Annotated in this window: 16 protein-coding genes; 2 read left to right on the top strand and 14 right to left on the bottom strand. The window is 44.0% G+C overall.

What is annotated here, in order from left to right:
* The 6 genes from O3644_RS09720 to proB all read right to left on the bottom strand — a co-directional run.
* Nucleotides 1-2,697: GbpC/Spa domain-containing protein (locus tag O3644_RS09720; RefSeq protein ID WP_371595614.1), on the bottom strand; the 2,697-nt coding region annotated here is incomplete at its 3' end.
* 285 nt (nt 2,698-2,982) lie between these two features.
* Nucleotides 2,983-3,861: a tRNA pseudouridine(55) synthase TruB gene (gene truB, locus O3644_RS09725; RefSeq protein ID WP_371595615.1), complete on the bottom strand. Its 879-nt coding sequence runs from the start codon at nt 3,859-3,861 to the stop codon at nt 2,983-2,985.
* Nucleotides 3,862-3,873: 12 nt separating this feature from the next.
* Nucleotides 3,874-5,145: a DUF2130 domain-containing protein gene (locus tag O3644_RS09730; protein ID WP_371595616.1), complete on the bottom strand. Its 1,272-nt coding sequence runs from the start codon at nt 5,143-5,145 to the stop codon at nt 3,874-3,876.
* 238 nt (nt 5,146-5,383) lie between these two features.
* A complete protein-coding gene (gene proC, locus O3644_RS09735) occupies nt 5,384-6,184 on the bottom strand; it encodes a pyrroline-5-carboxylate reductase (protein WP_371595621.1) in 801 nt (266 codons plus the stop codon).
* 2 nt (nt 6,185-6,186) lie between these two features.
* Complete coding sequence (locus O3644_RS09740; protein WP_371595617.1) at nt 6,187-7,449, bottom strand: glutamate-5-semialdehyde dehydrogenase; 1,263 nt, start codon at nt 7,447-7,449, stop codon at nt 6,187-6,189.
* 96 nt (nt 7,450-7,545) lie between these two features.
* The gene (gene proB / locus O3644_RS09745) at nt 7,546-8,655 is read right to left on the bottom strand and encodes a glutamate 5-kinase (RefSeq protein WP_371595618.1); all 1,110 of its coding nucleotides are present in this window, start codon (nt 8,653-8,655) and stop codon (nt 7,546-7,548) included.
* 136 nt (nt 8,656-8,791) lie between these two features.
* On the opposite strand from proB, the gene O3644_RS09750 reads away from it, so the two are divergent.
* On the top strand, nt 8,792-9,607 hold the full coding sequence (locus O3644_RS09750) for a Cof-type HAD-IIB family hydrolase (RefSeq protein WP_371595619.1): 816 nt from the start codon (nt 8,792-8,794) through the stop codon (nt 9,605-9,607).
* A gap of 117 nt (nt 9,608-9,724) precedes the next feature.
* Here O3644_RS09750 and O3644_RS09755 read toward each other — a convergent pair whose 3' ends face one another.
* The 8 genes from O3644_RS09755 to O3644_RS09790 all read right to left on the bottom strand — a co-directional run bounded on the left by O3644_RS09755 (nt 9,725) and on the right by O3644_RS09790 (nt 18,375).
* A complete protein-coding gene (locus tag O3644_RS09755; RefSeq protein ID WP_371595620.1) occupies nt 9,725-10,876 on the bottom strand; it encodes an iron-containing alcohol dehydrogenase in 1,152 nt (383 codons plus the stop codon).
* 291 nt (nt 10,877-11,167) lie between these two features.
* The gene (locus tag O3644_RS09760) at nt 11,168-12,238 is read right to left on the bottom strand and encodes an ABC transporter substrate-binding protein (protein ID WP_005590161.1); all 1,071 of its coding nucleotides are present in this window, start codon (nt 12,236-12,238) and stop codon (nt 11,168-11,170) included.
* Nucleotides 12,235-13,008 (bottom strand): ABC transporter permease, encoded by a 774-nt coding sequence (locus O3644_RS09765; RefSeq protein WP_005590157.1) that lies wholly within the window; start codon nt 13,006-13,008, stop codon nt 12,235-12,237. The genes O3644_RS09760 and O3644_RS09765 overlap by 4 nt, the downstream gene beginning before the upstream one ends.
* Nucleotides 13,005-13,811 carry an ABC transporter permease gene (locus O3644_RS09770; protein ID WP_048763122.1) on the bottom strand — a complete coding sequence of 269 codons (807 nt, stop codon included), beginning with the start codon at nt 13,809-13,811 and terminating at the stop codon, nt 13,005-13,007. Before O3644_RS09770 ends, O3644_RS09765 begins: the two co-directional genes overlap by 4 nt.
* Entirely contained in the window at nt 13,792-14,949 is a 1,158-nt protein-coding gene (locus O3644_RS09775; protein ID WP_048763121.1) for an ABC transporter ATP-binding protein, read from the bottom strand. The genes O3644_RS09770 and O3644_RS09775 overlap by 20 nt, the downstream gene beginning before the upstream one ends.
* Nucleotides 14,950-15,152: 203 nt before the next feature.
* The gene (gene murB, locus O3644_RS09780; protein WP_048763119.1) at nt 15,153-16,055 is read right to left on the bottom strand and encodes a UDP-N-acetylmuramate dehydrogenase; all 903 of its coding nucleotides are present in this window, start codon (nt 16,053-16,055) and stop codon (nt 15,153-15,155) included.
* A 165-nt stretch (nt 16,056-16,220) separates the two neighbouring features.
* Nucleotides 16,221-17,087, bottom strand: coding sequence for a homoserine kinase (thrB, locus tag O3644_RS09785; RefSeq protein WP_048763118.1), 867 nt, complete (start codon nt 17,085-17,087; stop codon nt 16,221-16,223).
* A gap of 1 nt (nt 17,088) precedes the next feature.
* A complete protein-coding gene (locus tag O3644_RS09790) occupies nt 17,089-18,375 on the bottom strand; it encodes a homoserine dehydrogenase (protein ID WP_048763116.1) in 1,287 nt (428 codons plus the stop codon).
* A 132-nt stretch (nt 18,376-18,507) separates the two neighbouring features.
* Between O3644_RS09790 and O3644_RS09795 the strand changes: the two genes are divergently transcribed.
* Complete coding sequence (locus tag O3644_RS09795) at nt 18,508-19,440, top strand: polysaccharide deacetylase family protein (RefSeq protein ID WP_148886615.1); 933 nt, start codon at nt 18,508-18,510, stop codon at nt 19,438-19,440.
* The last annotated feature ends 107 nt before the right edge of the window (nt 19,441-19,547 follow it).

A 19,547-nucleotide genomic window follows, 5' to 3' on the forward strand; every position in this document is an offset into this window, starting at 1 on the left:
ATCCTTACCATCTTTGATGATTGTAGATGATGTTACTTCGTCTGGATCAAGCTCACCATTTCCGTTCTTATCAAGACCGACTTGAACTGTGTGCGTGCCATTGTTATTATCAACAACCTTAGCTAGTGGAGATTTTCCATCCTTACCATCTTTAACAATGGTAGATGAGGTTACTTCGTCTGGATCCAATTGGCCATTGCCGTTCTTATCCAGACCAACTTTAACAGTGTGCGTGCCGTTGTTATTATCGACAACTTGGGCTAATGATGGCTTACCATCTTCTCCTTTAGCGCCAGTCGCACCTGTTGCGCCTGTTTCACCTTTATCACCTTTAGCTCCGGTCGCGCCTGTTGCACCTTTATCGCCTTTTGGTCCTGCTGCACCTGTGGCTCCGGTTGCGCCAGTAGCGCCCTTATCACCTTTTGGTCCTGCTGCACCTGTGGCTCCGGTTGCGCCAGTAGCGCCCTTATCACCTTTTGGTCCTGCTGCGCCTGTGGCTCCGGTTGCACCAGTTGCGCCTGTTGCACCCTTATCACCTTTTGGTCCTGCTGCACCTGTGGCTCCGGTTGCGCCTGTTGCACCTTTATCACCCTTAGGTCCAGTTGGTCCCGCATTACGTTTGACAACCATGATGGTATCTACAGGATCAACGTAATTGTGTCCCTTAAATCCTCTTACAGTTCCACCATTTTTAAGTGTCTCAAGTTCTTGAGCTGTAAACTTAGGATTCGGTACGTCATTTAGGTTTTCTGGTTTTGGTCCTACAACAATAACCTGTCCGTCCTTACCTTGTTGGTAAACCATCTGAGAACCAGTTTGATTGTCGAAAGCGCGTTTTTGATCTGGAGTGGCATTCTCATAATCTACGACTCTGACATTATGTGGAATATCCATGACAAATCTGTCATAAGATTTTTCTGGTTCTGGTGCTGGAACTTCATTGACATATGCTGCAGGAGTATAAGTCAAATTAGGGTTCGTTACGACGTTATTCGCTTTTACGTTGGTATTAAATGAGAACCATTGGCGAATTGGACGTGGCCAGTGCTGACCAGGATTAGTGGTAGCAATATCAAAGCTCAATGATGTACCACTTGTAACTTTTGCAGCACCCGCTCCCCAGAATTCATTTGGGTTACCTTGTTGGTCCCATTGATATTCAGTTTGGCCTTTATAAGAGTTATTCTTACCATTTGCATAGTACCAACCATTTGCCTGTGGAACGATAGAAGAACCTACAATTTGTACATTCTGCATATTTGAGCTCAAATTACCATAAATTTCAGCGTAAATATCGTCCCCGTGGTGGTTACGTGAGGCGAAAGAAACAACACCTGGTGTTTTACCAAAGTCTACCTTTGTACCGTCCGCATAATAGAATTCCCATTCCATATGCAATTGGTTACCAGTTCCTTTACGATCATAGCTGGATCCATTCCAAACTGTCATAGTTGGATCTTTATGGATAGCCATTACCATACTATCATCATAAGCAGAACTCTTCTTAGGCGTATATCGAGCAATAGCTTTCGTAATAGGTCGACCACCGGCAAATGAGTTATGCAAGGTGTACTCTACTGTTGTGGTTCTACCAACTTGCGTATGAACCATGTAGTAAGCATCTGTTTGATCCTTGATGATTCGCTCTGCTGCCGGTTGACTTGTATCGGCTCTAGTGATAACTGCATTCGGTTGAGTAGTTGTCCCGTCTCGCCACTCATTGTAGCTCCGACTATCCAAAGCTTCACGAACATATTGATTTCGGGATGTGAGCGTACTGTCTTTGACGAACCAGTCTCCTTGTGCCAGCCTAATCCTAGCCGTTGCGTTTGGCTCATCAGAGAACACGAGGTTTTGCGGAGCAATTTGTTGCAAGCTTCCTTCTTTACCTGTTAATTGTTGAGCTCTTTGTTTAGCCGCCAAGTAATCAGAGATTTTTCTATTCATTGCCTGAGCTTCAGTATTTTGAAGATCCGCTGCTTGACGTTCTAATCTGCGTCTTTCTTCGTCAGTTGTTGCGGTTCCAAAATTTCTAAGCTGGTTCGGTGTAACTGGCAAGTTCTCTGATGCTGCTCTATCCAACTGAGTTTTCAAAGCATTAGCTTGAACTGTAGCTAGATTACCGTCTTGAGTAACAGTATAGTCAGATCCTTGACGAGTAGCACCAGTATTTCTGAATCCTGATATACCACTAACACTTCTGAATCCTGATGAGCCTGAACGCTTAGGTTGTGCGGCTGCATTAGTTTCAGAACTTGCTGTTTTTGGCTCTGATTTTTCTTCTTTTGGCTCAGCCTTTTCTTCTGCTTTAGCTTCTTTCGGAGCATTTGTTTCTTCTGACTTTTCGTCTTTTGAAACAGCAGTTTCTTCTGCTTTAGCTACTTCTCCAGTGCTAGGTGCTGCTTGTTCCTTAGCTTCAGTTGCTTGAACATCTGCACTTACTGACGCAGCATTCTTTTCAGGTTCGGCTTGTGCTTCAGTTGCTGGTTTCTCAGACTCTTTTTCATCTGAAACTCTAGCAGCTTCTGCTACTTGAGCTGCTTGGTCTTGCGCAGAAGGACTAACTTCTTGCGCACTTGCAACTCCCCCTCCTAGAAAGAAAATACTTGATCCTAGAAAAACTGAACATGCACCCCATGCTCTCGTCTTACGAATTGTAAAACGTTGCCTTTCTATTTTCTTCCAGTCTTGTCCCATGTATTGGAACCCTCCTTATTATTCTAAAATTGTCACTCCCTCAAGTGTACCATATAAGTGGAATTTAAGCAATTTTATAGCCCTATCATTACTAAATCATTTTTAGCGAAACTGTCCAATTTTTGAGTATTGCTATTTTAAAAATTCACAGTAAATTTTATAAGTGTTTCTGATCTATTCGAATAGTATATTTATACATTTTTTAGTTTATAGATTTGATTAATTATTCAAGACATATAAAAAATCCTGAAAATAAATTTCAGGACCCTGATATGTTCAATATGATCAAAGAAAAACTTTTTTAGGTTTATAAGATTCTTCCCTTTTTTCTAAGATGGCGATAAGCTTACCTTTATGAAAACCAGCCAAGATTGTTGCCGCATTTTCAATGAAAATAAAGCGACCAAAGCGGACTTCCTCTAACTGCTCTATCGTTAGTTCAATCTTTGGTAGATCACCTGTTCCCAACTCCAGAGGCTGAAGGAATGTAAAATCTTCCACTGCTACTCGCTCTGCTATTTCATCCAAGGTCAAGGCATCTTCTAAGCTCATGCCTGCTGAAGAAGTCCTTGTCAGCTGGGACATGTGGCTAGCAAAGCCAAGCTTAGCTCCCAAATCAACAGACAGAGTTCGGACATAGGTCCCCTTGCTGCACTTGACTCGAAAACGAAAGCGTGCTTGCTCATCTTCATAGGAAATCGGACTGGTGCGTTCGAAACTATAGATGGTCACCTGCCGCTCTGGCCGCTCCACTTCTTGACCCGCTCTTGCATACTCATAAAGCTTGCGGCCATTGACCTTGACTGCTGAATACATGGGTGGAATCTGGCGAATCTCACCAGTCATGGACTCCATCGCTTCATCAATGAGAGCTTCTTCTAAAAGCTCTGTCACCGGTGTCCGCTCTAGGAGGTCTCCACTGGCATCCTCTGTCGTTGTTGAGCAGCCCAGGGTAATCTCTCCCTCGTAGATTTTGCCTTCCTCCTGCATAAACTCGACCAAGCGCGTCGCCTTGCCCACAGCAATCGGAAGCACCCCCACTACATCTGGATCCAAGGTTCCCCCATGACCGATTTTCTTGGTTTTTAAAATTTTGCGCAGCTTAAATACCGCATCGTGCGAGGTCATGCCCGCTTCTTTTCTTAAGTTGATAATTCCGTTCATTGTCTTGTTTTCTTACTTCTCCTTTAAAGCTTCAAACTTAGCTTTCATAGTAGGGTTTTTGCGCGTCAGTTTTTTGACAGAGACATCGTCCAGTTTGTTATTAGCCAAGCGCAGCTGGTTTTCAGAGGTCGTCAGGAATTTCTTAATTTCTTCCATCCGGCGGATAGCCTTGTCGATCTCCTCGATAGCCTTGCCAAAGTTGGTAGAAGCAGACTGATAGTTCTTGGCAAAAGCAACTTTAAAGGCATCCAAATCTTCCTCAAAATGCGTAATATCAATGTTTTGCTCCCGCACCAAGGCCAATTCCTGCTTGTACTGGAGCGAGTTAAGCGCAGCATTGCGCAAGAGGGTAATCATGGGCAGGAAGAACTGTGGTCGGATAACATACATCTTCTCATAGGTATAGGACACATCGACAATACCCGAATTGTATAGCTCGCTGTCAGCCTCAAGAAGTGTCACCAGAATAGCATACTCACAGCCTTTCTCCCGCCGGTCCTTATCCAGCTCTTTGAAAAAATGCTCGTTCTTCTTCTTGGTCGCTGTCTCATCGCCTTCATTTTTCATTTCAAACATGATGGAGAGGATTTCCACACCATTTTCATCCACCTCACGGTAAATGTAGTCACCCTTGCTGCCCGTTCTAGCATCATTGTCCTTGCCAAATTCCGCTCGTGGAAACATGGCCATGCGGTTCTTGTTAAACTCGTACTCACAGTGCTGTTCCAAACTCTCGCCAATCATCTTAGTAGACTGCTTGGCTTTAAAATCCTTGTAGAACTCTATGGTCTCATCTTTCTGCCGCAGCTCTACCTCATAGCGTTCTTTGAGAGAGGTCTGAGCCAGCGCTGCTTCCTTTTCTTGCAAAACTAGCTGATTCTTAACCTCGTCTCGCTCTTTTTCCAGCGCAGACAAGGTCTTTTGCAGTTGATTTTCATGCTCCAAGCGCAGAGTTGTCAGCTGACTTTCCAATTGCTGGACTTCCTTATCCTTCTCCTGCAATTGAAGACTAGCTGCCTGCTCCGCCTCTTTCTTTGCCAATTCCTGCTGGGTCTCAAACTGAGCAATCTGGCTTTGAAGCTTGCTAATTTCCTGTTCTTTCTGCGATAGCAGGGCTTGTTGGGCATTCTGGGATTTTTGCTCTGCTAAAGCTAGCTCCTGCTCAATCCGAGCATGAATCTCCTTGTCAAACTCTGCTGTCCGAACCTGCGACAAAAGCTCACTGTACTGGCTCTCATTGACTGTAAAAATCTCCCCGCAGTTGGGGCATTTGATTTCATTCATGGCTACCTCATTCAAGATTTTTCTCTACTTCATTATACCATTCTTCCCTTTAAATGAAAAACAGCAAGCCGTTAGCCTGCTGTTTGTTGAGGGAATTAATATACTTTCCCCATTATCTTCTGAAGGGTCAATAGAAAAAATTTTTTTAGCTGTTTCCTAGTTTACCCTAAAGCGTGTCCACTGAAAGTTAGCTTGTTATTTCAAACCGTCAGAAATCGGTTCAAAACTGGTAAATCCTTCATTTTCCCAACTCCTGCGTCCTCTTGTAGGCAGCTTGAACGGCATCCATGACCGTTCCCCGAAAGGCATTTTCTTCCAGACTAGCTACCCCGGCGATGGTCGAACCGGCCGGACTGCAGACCTGATCTTTGAGCTGTGCCGGATGTTGAGCGCTGACCTGACTTAGCTTGGCAGCGCCTAAAAGGGTCTGATTGGCCAGTTGGAGGGCTATGTCGCGACTGAGTCCTGCTCGGACACCTGCATCCGCTAAAGCCTCTATAAAGAGATAGACGAAAGCTGGTCCGCAACCAGCAAGAGCTGTCGCCGCATCCAACTGCTTTTCCTCTAGTTTGACCAAAAGGCCAGCCAAAGACAGAAGCTCACGCAACAAGTCTTCATCCTCTTGCTTCGCCTGCTGGGATAAGGCATAGCTAATAACGCCCTCGCCAACAGCTACCGGTGTATTAGGCATAATCCGAATCCAACGATGGTGGCTAGGTGTCAATTTTTCTAATAGCTCCAAGCTCAGACCAGCAGCCATCGAAACTAGGATAAGAGAATCCCGTTCTTCTAGAACTTCGTGATAGTCAGCCAGCAAGTCAGCGAATTGAGCTAGTTTGATACCCAGAAAAATCACCTCTGCCTGAGCAAAAACTTCTTTATTACTGACCGGCTGCCCACCAAGTTCTGCAGCAATCTTTTCAGCCTTGTCACGACTGCGATTGGCCAGTAGTAATTCGCTTCTATATCTCTCATCTTGGGCAACTAGGCGAGCTAAACTGCCACCCATATTTCCCAGACCGATAAAACCAATTTTCATCATTATTTCCTCACTTGACCCGTCCCTTGGATGACGTATTTATAGCTGGTCAGCTCTTTCAGCCCCATAGGGCCTCTGGCATGCAGTTTTTGAGTAGAAATCCCCATTTCGCAGCCAAGTCCAAATTGGCCGCCATCTGTAAAACGGGTTGAAGCATTGACATAAACTGCTGCGCTATCTACCTGCTCTGTGAAGTAAGCTGCCGTTGCATCGTTCTCTGTCACAATGGCGTCCGAGTGATGGGTGCTGTGAGCCTCAATATGCTCCACCGCTTCTTCCAGCGAGGAAACCAGCTTGACTGCTAAGATATAGTCCAAGAATTCTGTGTCAAAATCTTCTGGTCTAGCTTGCGAGCCCGATATATACTGAGCTGCTTTCTCATCCAAACGCAATTCAACAGAATTTTCTTGTGTAGCCTCACGATCTGTCACCAGCATCTTCTGCAAGCGTGGTAAAAATGCTGCTGCAATCTCTTCATGAACCAATAGTACCTCCATTGCATTGCAGACAGAAGGGCGACTGGTCTTGGCATTCTCAATAATCGCCAAAGCCTTGTCCTGATCAGCATCCTTATCTACATAGACATGGACAATTCCAGTACCTGTCTCAATAACCGGCACAGTCGCATTCTCCACGACCGCCTGAATCAATCCCGCGCCACCACGAGGAATGAGCAAATCCAGATAGCCCTTGGCCTTCATCATTGCCTGGGCGGAAGCCCGACTAGTATCAGAAACCAACTGAATACAATCTGGCGAAATCTTGGTCTGAGCCAAACCTTTTTTCAGAGCTGTGACAATAGCTAGTGCTGTCTGATAAGCATCCTTGCCACTTCTGAGAACGACTGCACTGCCACTCTTTAGCGCCAGAGCAGCAGCGTCTGAAGTGACATTGGGCCGACTTTCGTAGATAATCCCAATTACGCCCATAGCCACCCGCTTTTTACTGATGACAAGGCCGTTATCAAGCTCAGTCTTTTCCAAGACTTGCCCCACAGGATCCTCCAAGTCAATCAGCTGACGAATGCCCTCTGCCATGCCAGCAATCCGATCCTCATCTAGATAAAGGCGGTCCAGCATCACATCAGAGATTTTACCTTTAGCCGCTGCCATATCCAGTTCATTGGCTGCTAAAATATCAGCACGAGAAAGCCAGAGCTGCTTTGCCATTTCTTCCAACGCTTTGTTTTTCTCAGCAGTCGTAGCCGTGTTGATTGATTTTTTTGACTTTTTTACAATTTCAAATAATTCTTGTGTTGAGGTCATAGCGCCTCCTTTCGTAGGATACAATAATTTCTTTTTACAATTGATAAAGATTTTGGAGAGTTCGGGTAAAGGAAATAAGTAAGCTCTTATTTCCTCTTAAAATTCGGAAAAGAGCAGTTGGAGTTCTGGAGTAATAGAGATCCAATCGTCACGATGAATTACGACTCCCTTTGGCTTGCTAGAACGCAACATGTCCTTGAGGGCAGATTTACCAAAGCGCACGCGCCCCTTTCCTAAAATCGCACCAGTCTCTTCTTCGTACACCGTCACTGTATCTTGGTAGGAAAAATGCCCCTCTAACCTAACAATTCCTGATGCCAGAAGGCTTTTGCCATCGTAGCGCAGAGCATGAGCCGCTCCCTGATCTACATAGATGGCGCCTTGGCTCTTAGCATAAAAGGCCAGCCACTGCTTTTGCGTCTTCAAGCCCTTATCCTGCGCTGAGAAAAAGCTCCCGTCCCGAGTCTGGCTCGCCGCCTCCAATAAAGCATTGCTTTTTAGCGACGAACAAATATAAACTGGTACACCAGACATGGTCGCCAAAGTTGCTGCTTTGATCTTGGTCAGCATGCCACCAGTGCCATTGCTGGAGCCTGCCCCGCCTGCCATGTCAATCAAATCACTAGAGATTGTCTCAATTCTTTCAAGCCGACGGGCCGTTGGATCAGTAGCCGGGTTGGCTGTGTAAAGCCCATCAACATCTGTCAAAAGTACCAAAAGATCCGCCTGAACCATGGCTGCCACCTGAGCACTGAGCGTGTCATTGTCTCCCACCTTTAGCTCCTCGATAGAAACTGTGTCATTTTCATTGATAATGGGAATGGCACCTCGATTAAGGAGGACTGACAAAGCTTGGTGGGCATTTTTGTAACGCCGTTTATCCGCAAAATCATCCTGCGTCAGCAAGATCTGAGCAGACACAATCTTCTTCAAGAGCAGATTGGTGGTGTACTCCTCTAGGAGAAGGCCCTGACCAACAGCTGCCGAAGCCTGTTTATCAGCTACCTTGGTTGGGCGTTTTTTAAATCCTAGAGAAGAAAAACCTGCCGCAATGGCTCCAGACGATACCAAAATCAACTCATGTCCAGCTTCGTGTAAGACCGATAATTGATGGGTAATTTCCCGCACCTTTGCCCGCGACAGGCTACCATCAAGATTTGTCAATGAGCTCGTTCCAACTTTAAATACAATACGCTTTGCTTTCATAGCTTCTCTTTTCCTTACTAGATTTTCTTATTATACCATAAGGACAGGAAAATTAAAAAAACAATCCTCCCCATTTCTGCTCTCCTAGCAATAGAAAATATGCTATAATATTCACAAATACTATTGGAGAAAAACTATGATTAAACTAATTGCCCTTGATATGGACGGAACCTTGCTAACTGAGGAAAAAAAGATTCCCCAAGATCATATTGATGCTATCCACCAGGCTATCCAAGCTGGAGTCAAGCTGGTTCTCTGTACAGGTAGACCGCTCGTTGGTGTCAAGCCCTACTATCAGGAGTTGGGCTTGGAGAATGAAAATGAATATGTCATCGTAGACAATGGTTGCGCTATCCATCAGACTAGCGATTGGCAGGTCGTTGACTGGCAAGAATTAAATCCCGATGATATTCGCTACCTCTACAGTTTGGCAGAGCAGAGCCAAGTGCAGTTGACCTTGTTTGATGAAGATCATTACTTCGTTGTGGGAGAAAAAGCCAGCAAAATTGTGACTGATGATGCAGCTCTTGTCTTTACGACTCCTACTGAAATCAGCCTTGAAGAAGCTTGCAGCGGTCAGCATCGAATGTTTCAAGCTATGTTTCTAGGAAATCCTGAACAGGTAAATGATTTTGAGACCAAGTTCGCTCAAGAACTCTGCCAACGATTCAGTGGCGTCCGTTCCCAGCCTGTCATCTACGAGGCGATGCCAAAAGGTGTTACCAAAGCTTTTGCCCTAGAGCGTCTGTCACAACGTCTAGAGATCAAACCTGAGGAAATCATGGCACTGGGCGATGCGAATAATGATATTGAAATGCTGCAGTTTGCTGGCTTGGGCGTTGCCATGGGAAATGCTAGCCAGCATGTCAAAGACTTGGCCGACTATGTAACAGATAGCAATGAAGAAAATGGCGTCGCCACAGCTATTGATAAGTTTATTCTAGAGCACTAATCCTGTACTCAACATATTTCCATAAATTAAAAAGACAGCTGTAGGAGAGAGAGAGAGCAACTGTCTTTTTTTGATATAAATCAACTAAGTTTAGAAGGAGGGCCTTTTTCCTTTGGCTTAAAATAATTCCTTGTATAAAGCAATGGTTTCTTCCAAAGTCGGCATGAAAGGATTGCCCGGTGCGCAAGCATCAATCAAAGCATTCTTAGAAAGGTATTCAAAGTCAAAGTCCTTTTCTTCAATACCAAGTTCGGTCAATTTCTTAGGAATACCGACCGTTTCGGACAAGGTTTCGATTTCCGAAATGGCATATGCTGCACACTCTTCATCAGTCTTGCCTTCGGTATGCAAGCCTAAAGCTTTAGCCACATTTCTAAAGGCTGCTGGTACTCGTTTGGCATTTTCACGCTCAACTACTGGCAGGAGCATAGCACAGCAAACGCCATGAGGCAAATGATAGACCGCACCAAGCTGGTGAGCCATCGAATGCACATAGCCCAGACCTGCATTGTTAAAGGACATGCCCCCAAGGAAAATAGCATTAACCATAGCTTCACGCGCTTCTATATCATGGCCATTAGCAACTGCACGCGGTAAATATTCCTTAATCAACTCGATGGCACCGATAGACAGTTTCTTGGTCACGCCATAAGCACCAGGAGTTACCAAGGCCTCAACAGCATGAGTCAAAGCATCCATCCCGGTTGCTGCCGTTAAATTAGCTGGTTTGGAAACCATGAGCTCTGGGTCATTGACAGAGATGAGAGCCAGACTGTTTTTATCAACCATCACCATCTTAACCTTACGCTCTTCGTCCGTGATAACATAGTTGATAGTGATTTCGGCAGAAGTCCCTGCCGTGGTGTTGATGGCTACAACTGGCAGACCCTTTTCTTTAGACTTGTGGAGCCCTTCATAATCTTGCGGCTTGCCTCCATTTTTCGCCATGATGGAAATACAGCTAGCAGCATCCTGCGGAGAACCACCACCAACACTGATGATAAAATCACAGTCATTTTCCTGAAGAGTAGCTAAGCCATCGTAGACATTCTTACAAGAAGGATTTGGGTCTACATCTTCAAAAACCACATATTCAATGCCTTCTGCTTCTAGCGGCTTGATGACTTTTGGTAAAATATCACTGGATGCAATGTAGTGATCTGTAACGATGAGAGCTTTCTTGAAGCCCAGCTCTTTGACATGACCGCCAAATTCATTGATGACACCCTTACCAATCAAATTGACTGATGGAACGTAGAAAACTGACATAATGTTTTCCTCCTTAATTGAGCACAAGGCTCTGTTGTATATGTTAATATAATTTTACTACTTTCTCTTCTACTTTTCAAATAATTATACAAGTCAAAATACAAAAAAGAGAGTGGGACAGAAATCAGTAATTCGTTAGAATTCGATTTCGTCGTCCCACCTCCGCACAGTTGAGTAGGGCTGTAAAAGCTGATGAAATCAGCGTAGTAGAGCCCACTCAACCCCTGCGCCTTGCTCGATAATCCAAAGACAATTGAGAGGCTAGGACTTTTGTCCCAGCCTCTTCTTTGGCTATTTGCGATACATTTTGACTTGAAGATAGAGGTCATTGTAGGTTCCGAGCCATTTTGGACCTAATTGCTGATAGACTTCCAGATGCTTCATGGTCTCTTCTGTTGGATAAAAGGCCTCATCTTCCTGTACCTCTTCTGGCAGCATGGCCTTGGCAGGAAGGTTTGGCGTTGAGTAGCCAACATAAAGGGCATTTTTATAAGCATTTTCTGGTCTCAGCATGAAATTAATAAACTGATAGGCAGCTTTTTTATTTTTGACCGTTTTTGGAATAACGATATTGTCAAACCAAAGGTTGCTGGCTTCTGTAGGCACAACATAGCGCAGATCTTCATTGGCCTCCAGCATTTGGCGAGCTTCGCCAGAGAAGGTCACGCCAATAGCCGCGTTATTCTGAATCATGTAGCCTTTCATCTCATCAGCGACGATGGCTTTGATATTGGGCGTCAGAGTGTAGAGTTTATCGACAGCCTCCTGCAACTGGTCAGCATCTTTGGAGTTAAGACTATGACCATTCGAGTTCAGACCAATCCCCATGACTTCGCGGGCTCCGTCAATCATCATGATGGAGTTTCTGTATTCTGGCTTCCAGAGATCGTTCCAGTGTTCAGGCGCGTGCTCGACCATTTTAGTATTGTAAACAATTCCCAGCGTTCCCCAGAAATAAGGAATGGAATACTGGTTTCCTGGATCAAATGGCTGATCCAAAAAGTCTGAACCAATATTTTCCAAGCCTTTGATCTGGCTATGGTCCAATTTCTCTACCAAGTTTTCCTTCATCATCTTGGCAATCATGTACTCGCTTGGGATAGCAATGTCGTAGGTTGTTCCACCTTGTTTGATTTTCGTGTACATGGCTTCGTTGGAATCGAAGGTTTCATACTGCACCTGCACACCTGTTTCCTTGGTAAACTCTGTCAGCAATTCCGGATCAATGTAATCTCCCCAGTTATAGACGACCAATTTATCACTGCCCTTGCTGTTGGCTTTACTCTCAATCCGATAGCTAATTCCCCACAAGATCAGGATAATCGCAAGAATCCCTGCTAAAAACGAATAGAGTTTTTTCATGCTGCTTCCTCCTTCTCACGCGTGATAAAGTAATAGCCAATGACTAAAACGATACTAAAGAGAAAGACCAGAGCAGACAGGGCATTGATTTCCAAGGAAATTCCTTGCCGTGCACGGGAATAAATTTCTACGGAAAGAGTCGAGAAGCCATTTCCTGTCACAAAGAAGGTCACAGCAAAGTCATCTAGTGAGTAGGTGAAAGCCATAAAGTAGCCAGCAATGATCGCTGGTGTCAGATAAGGCAGCATGATTTCCTTGAGCATCTGAACTTGACTAGCTCCCAAATCATAAGCAGCCTTAATCATGTCGTCATTCATTTCTTTTAGCCGTGGCAAAATCATTAGCACAACAATAGGAATTGAAAAGGCAACGTGGCTGGCTAAAACGGACACAAAGCCCAGCTGGAATTTAGCCGTGGTAAAGAGAATCAGGAAGCTAGCCCCAATCATAACGTCAGGCGCCACCATCAAAATATTATTGATGGATAGGAAGGCATCCTGATACTTCTTGCGGGCTTGGTAAATATAAATAGCACCGAAAGTTCCGATAATGGTAGCAATGAGGGAAGAAAGAAAGGCTAAGAAGAAAGTCTGCGCCAAAATTAAAATCAAGCGCGAATCTTCAAATAACTTTTGAAAATGAACCAGATCAAAGCCTGTAAATTTGTTCATATCATCGCCAGCATTGAAGGCATAGGCAATCAAATAAAAGATCGGAAGATAAAGGATTAGAAACACAATCGCTAAATAGAGATTAGCAAATTTTTTCATCGTTCTCTCCTTTCCTTGGTTGCCCACATAGTGAAGAGCATGGCAATAATCAGAACCACTCCGATGGTTGAGCCCATTCCCCAGTTTTGCGTCGTCAAGAAATGCTGTTCAATGGCTGTACCCAGCGTAATAACACGGTTCCCACCGATCAAACGCGTCAGCATGAAGAGGCTGAGACTGGGAATAAAGACTGACTGCACGCCACTTCTCACACCATTCATTGAAAGTGGAAAGACGACATTGCGGAAAGTCTGCCAACGATTGGCACCCAAGTCATAGCTAGCATTGATGAGGTTGGGATCCAAATCATCCAAGACGTTGAAAATCGGCAGAATCATAAAGGGCAGCTCAATGTAGCTAGCAACAAAAATAAAAGAAAAGTCAGTGAAAAGAATCTGCTTGGGACCGATACCGATAAAGGTCAAAAATTCATTTACTGAGCCATTTTGCCCAAAAATGCCGATAAAAGCGTAAGCCTTAAGCAAAAGATTAATCCAAGTCGGCAGGACAATCAGCATCAGCCAGAGCTGGCGATGCTTAAGCTGGGTCAAAAAATAAGCAGTCGGATAGGATATGAGTAAGGTCACCAAGGTGATGATGCCTGCATAAAATACCGAGTTAAAGCTCATTTTCAGATAGGTCAAATTCTGCGACGTGAAATAAATCCGATAGTTTTCCAGCGTGAACTGTCCTTCGATATTAAAGAATGATTTCCAGACAATCATTATCACTGGAGCTAGGACAAAAAGCAGAATCCAAAGAAAATATGGAAGCATAAAAAGGTTAGAGGTTGTTTTCTTCATCTCTTTCCTCCTCAATGGCGTTTATCAGCCCTGCTTCTTGTTCTTCGATTTCTACGTATTCTTCAATCCGAGCATCGAATTCTTCTTCGGTTTCATTGAGGCGCATGATATGGATATCCTCTGGCTCAAAGTCCAGACCGATTTCTTCTCCGACGATGGCCTTGCGGGTCGAATGAATCATCCATTCATTTCCGAGTTCATCGTAGGCGATAATTTCATAATGAACCCCGCGGAAAAGCTGGGTATCCACTTTAACCTGCAGTTTTCCTTCTTCAGGCAGGGTAATGCGCAAATCTTCTGGACGAATCACCACTTCAACGGATTCGTTTGGTCGCATTCCTCCGTCAACCGCTTCAAAGCGCTTGCCATTGAACTCGACCAAGTAGTCTTCGATCATCTTACCTGGCAGGATATTAGATTCTCCGATAAAGGTCGCAACAAAGTGGTTAATCGGCTCATCATAGATATCCACTGGCGTTCCTGACTGGACAATCTCCCCTTCATTCATGACAAAAATCCAGTCACTCATAGCTAGGGCTTCTTCCTGGTCGTGGGTGACAAAGACAAAAGTGATCCCAAGGCGCTGTTGAAGTTCACGGAGCTCATATTGCATATCCGTCCGCAACTTCAAATCCAGCGCAGAAAGAGGCTCGTCTAGTAGGACAACCCGTGGCCGATTGATGATGGCACGAGCAATGGCTACCCGCTGGCGTTGACCGCCTGAAAGTCTCCGAATTGAACGGCGCTCATATCCTTCCAGCTGAACCATTTTCAGAACTTCAGTAACCCGTTCTTCAATTTCTTTTTTGTCTACCTTCCGCAACCGCAACGGAAAGGCTACATTCTCAAAAACATTCATATGCGGGAAAAGGGCGTAGGACTGGAATACAGTATGAACATCCCGTTTATTAGTAGGAATGTCATTGATGCGGACGCCATCCAAAAAGATGTCTCCTGTAGTCGCATCCAACAGTCCTGCAATAATATTAAGAATGGTTGATTTCCCAGAGCCAGAAGCCCCTAGAAGAGTATAAAATTTTCCTTCTTCTAATTCAAAGTTAATATCTTTGAGAACGACGGTGTTACTGTCTTCAAAAACCTTCGAAACGTTTTTGAACTCAATAATTGGTTTTTTCAATTGGCATAAATTCCTTCTTTTCCATGTATTAACAGATTTTTGGCTCTGTCAGACCAAAAAAACCTCTCGAGGGCTACTATGGCCCTGCATACTTGCGATATCGATAGGCTTTCACCCCCTTTACTAATGACACATGGATATTGGCTATCCCAAAGACTTAGACAAATCTTAGAAAAGCAATCAGACAATTACATATGGGACTCTTATGCTTCTCCAATAATTCGAACTTCTCGTTCCAGAGTGACACCTGAATGCTCTTTGACTACTTTAATGACATGAGCAATCAACTCTTCATAATCGCTAGCTGTACCATGATCGACATTAATCATGAAACCAGCATGTTTTTCTGAAACCTCTACACCACCGATTCGATAGCCTTTTAAACCGGCCTCACTGATGAGCTGACCAGCAAAATGTCCCAGAGGACGCTTAAAGACAGACCCACATGATGGGTATTCCAAAGGCTGCTTGAGTTCACGCAGATAGGTCAGACGTTCCATTTCCTGACGAATGTTTTGGTGGACACCTGGTGCCAGACCAAACTTAGCTGAAATGACGATGTCGCCAGTTTCTTGAATAAGTGAATGGCGATAACCAAAGCGCATATCACGCGCATCCAAGGTCTTTATCTCTCCTTCAGGTGTCAAGACCTTGCAAGAAACAAGCACATGAGCAATTTCTCCGCCATAAGCGCCAGCATTCATAAAGACAGCTCCGCCAACACTACCCGGGATGCCACAGGCAAATTCAAAGCCAGTCAAACTATGATGCAGGGCAATACGAGTAGTCTGAGTTAGATTGGCACCAGCCTCTGCCTCAATCGTATAGCCATCTACTGCTACGTTATTTAGACTGTCAAACATGATGACAAAGCCTCGAATACCGCCATCTCGAACGATAATATTGCTTGAATTCCCAAGCACCAACCAAGGAATATTTTCACGATTGGCCAACTTGACAATCCGAGCCAATTCATAACGGTTGCGTGGAAAAACTAAGAAATCGGCAGCTCCGCCTACCTTCGTATAAGTGTATTGACTCAAAGGTTCATTAAAACGGATGTCGATTCCTTCTAATTCCGCAGAAAATTTTTCTAGGTTTTGCATGACTTACTCTCTTTTTTACAAATTACACTCTATTATATCAAAATTAAATGATATTTACGATAGACTGAGGGAAATAAAGATTCTTTTTCAAAACAAAAAGAAAGAGGAGAACGAAGATTGTAGACCAACACTGCGTCCACAAGTTCGTCATCCTCAAACTCTCTTCTATTTTTCTACACGTACACCCTGAGTATCGACTTGCAACTGGAAGACTTGTCCATCAAAGCCTTGTTCCTTGATTTGCTGATAAATCTGCTCAGCCTTGTCTCTCGGAGATAAAACCATGACAGTCGGACCAGCTCCAGAGATATAAGTCGCAAAAGCGCCCTGTTTTCTGGCTAAGAATTTAATGTCAGAAAATTCTTTGATAAGCGGCTGACGATATCTCTCATGGAAACGATCTGATTCGATAGCACGACCAGCTGTTTTCATATCGCCTTTTAAGAGCGCTGCAACTGCGACATTGGCTACAGAGCTTGCTGCAACAGCTTCCTTGTATGAAAGGCGATTAGGCAAGACACGGCGGCTTTCAACTGTTCTCAACTCATAATCTGGAATAAAAGCGATAAAGCTGACCTCTGGGAAATCTGACACAACAGCTGAAACTTGATTTTGGAAAGAGCTTGCAATCACTAGATTTCCATAAATTGCTGGTGCGACATTGTCCGGATGCCCTTCGATTTTTGTCGCAATTTTTAGCTTTTCATGATCCGATAAGTTCAGATTTGCTAACTGATTGGCCAGTTCAATCCCTGCAACGATAACAGAGCTAGAAGAGCCAAGACCGCGCGCCAAAGGAACATCGCTGGTCATTTTTAAAAGATGAGGCTGAAGGTCTGGGGCTAATTGCAGGGCAATCTTGATTAGTAAATTCCGTTTATCCATTGGAATTCGAGGATTGAGGTCATGTTCAATAACCCACTCCTCACTTTCTTCCAAGACTTCAATTTCTAAATATTTGGAGACTGCAACACCAACTGAGTCAAAACCAGGCCCGATATTGGCACTGGTTGCTGGTACAATAATTTTCATCTTATTCTCCTAATACTTTAAAGGTATTGAGCAATTCGAACTCTGGTACCTCACGGAGCTTGGCCACTACATTTTCTAGCTGAGTCTTGCTAACAGCATGCGTGATGATGACTACACGAGCAGTTTCACCATCCGTACCTTCTTGCAGAATTTGCTTGAAAGAAATTTCTTCAGCATTGAAGATTTCAGCCAAATGCAAGACTTGGCCTTTGGCATCTGGAGCCAAGATAGAGAAATAATAGTTGCTCTTGACATCCTCAGGTTTAGCCAAGACAAGCTCGCGACTAAATTCATTGAAAGCTTTGCCAATCGTGCCTTCATTTAGGCGACGGACGATACGAACGATATCCGCAACGACACTGGTAGCAGTTGGTTTTTGACCTGCACCTGGGCCATAATACATGGATTCTCCTATACCGATTGACTCGACAAAGACCGCATTCATTACGCCGTTTACGCTAGCCAGCGGATGCGCTTTTGGCAAGAAAGTCGGTGTTACTTCAGCAGCGATTCCTGATGGTGTTTCCTCAATTGAGCCGACCAATTTCACCACATAGCCCAAATCTTGAGCAACAGCGACATCTTCTGGAGTGATGTTGCGAATACCTTGGTGGCTGACGTCTTCAAACTTGATGTTCATACCGAAAGCAAATTGGCTGAGGATAACCATTTTATAGGCTGCGTCAATTCCATCAACGTCGTTAGTTGGATCGCTCTCAGCAAATCCTAAACGTTGCGCTTCCGCAAGAGCATCCTCATAAGACCAACCTTCTTCTACCATCTTGGTCATCATGAAGTTAGATGTTCCATTGACCACGCCCAAAACGCGGGTAATCTTGTCAGATGCCAATGAATTAACCAAGGTGCGTAAAATAGGGATACCGCCTGCAACAGCTGCTTCATAGTAGAGAGCAACGCCATTTTTCTTAGCAATATCTAACAATTCAGAACCATGAACTGCCAGCAAGTCTTTGTTAGCAGTTACCACATGTTTACCTGCTTCAAGTGCGCGCGTGATAAAGGTTTTAGCTGGTTCAATCCGTCCCATCAGCTCCACTACGATCGCAATTTCACTGTCATTTAAGATTTCATCCACATTGGTCACAAAGTTGTAATCATTTCCAGCTGCCAAAAGACGTTCTTTTTCAGCATCATCCTTGACCAAAACTTTAGCAACTTCAATCTCAGAATGAGCAGCCTGAACAATCTTTTCTCCATTTTCTTTCAACAAGAAAGGAACACCACTGGCAACTGTTCCAAAACCAAGTAAAGCAATTTTAATAGACATGAGGAACTCCTTGAATATTTCTTATATAAAAAACATTATAACAAAAATATATAGAAATGCCTACAAATCTATTTGTATATTTGTTATAATGTAAGTAAAAATTTTAAACTCATGAGATTAGAAGGAGATACCATGACAGATAAACACATTGGAAGACGCATGCAAAGACATAAAGCTAAGAAAAAGGCATTCCTTTTTTCTATTATCAATCTTTTCTTGCTCCTTGCCCTAATCCTAGGCGGAATATATCTTTGGAAGACTCAGTTCTCTCCTAGCAAACAATCCTCTTCAGGCAACCAAACTGTGCAATCCACCTCAAAGCCAGACTCTACCTCAACAAATGAAGAAGCTTCAAAAATCAAGTGGGTAAAACAGGACGAGCCTGTTAAGATTCCAATTTTGATGTACCATGCGATCCATGTAATGGATCCCTCTGAGGCAGCCAATGCTGGTTTGATTGTAGATCCAACTACTTTTGAAAGTCATTTGCAGGCTCTGAAAGAAGCTGGTTATTATACTTTAACCCCAGATGAAGCTTACAAAGCTTTGACAGAGAATGTCCTACCTGAAAATAAAAAAGTAGTCTGGCTGACCTTTGACGATAGTTTGAGAGACTTTTACACCAATGCCTTTCCACTACTTCAAAAGTACCAGATGAAGGCAACCAACAATGTCATTACTGGCTTTGTCCAAGCTGGCCGTGAAGATATGCTGACGCTAGATGAGATCAAAGAAATGAAGGAAAAGGGAATGTCCTTTGAAGACCATACCGTCAACCACCCTGATCTATCAACTGCTACTGCTGATCAACAAACCCTTGAACTACGTGATTCTAAAGCCTTTTTAGATGACAATCTATCACAGAAGACGACGACTGTTGCCTATCCATCTGGTCGTTATAGTGATGCGACCTTGCAGATTGCTGAAAGTTTGGGCTACAAGATGGGATTGACGACTAACCACGGTCTTGCTTCACTTGCAGACGGCTTGCTCTCGCTCAATCGTGTTCGCGTTAACCCAACCACTACTGCAGAAGATTTATTGAACGAAATCGCAACGAACTAATCTTAAAAAGCTTGCTTCAGACGAAGCAGGCTTTTTCTATTTCTTCTCTTGATAAAAGATTCTTCAAATCGGAAAAAACGAGAGTGGGACAGAAATCGGTCATTCGT

Source organism: Streptococcus sp. 27098_8_113 (assembly GCF_041432545.1).
Taxonomy (GTDB): Bacteria; Bacillota; Bacilli; order Lactobacillales; family Streptococcaceae; genus Streptococcus.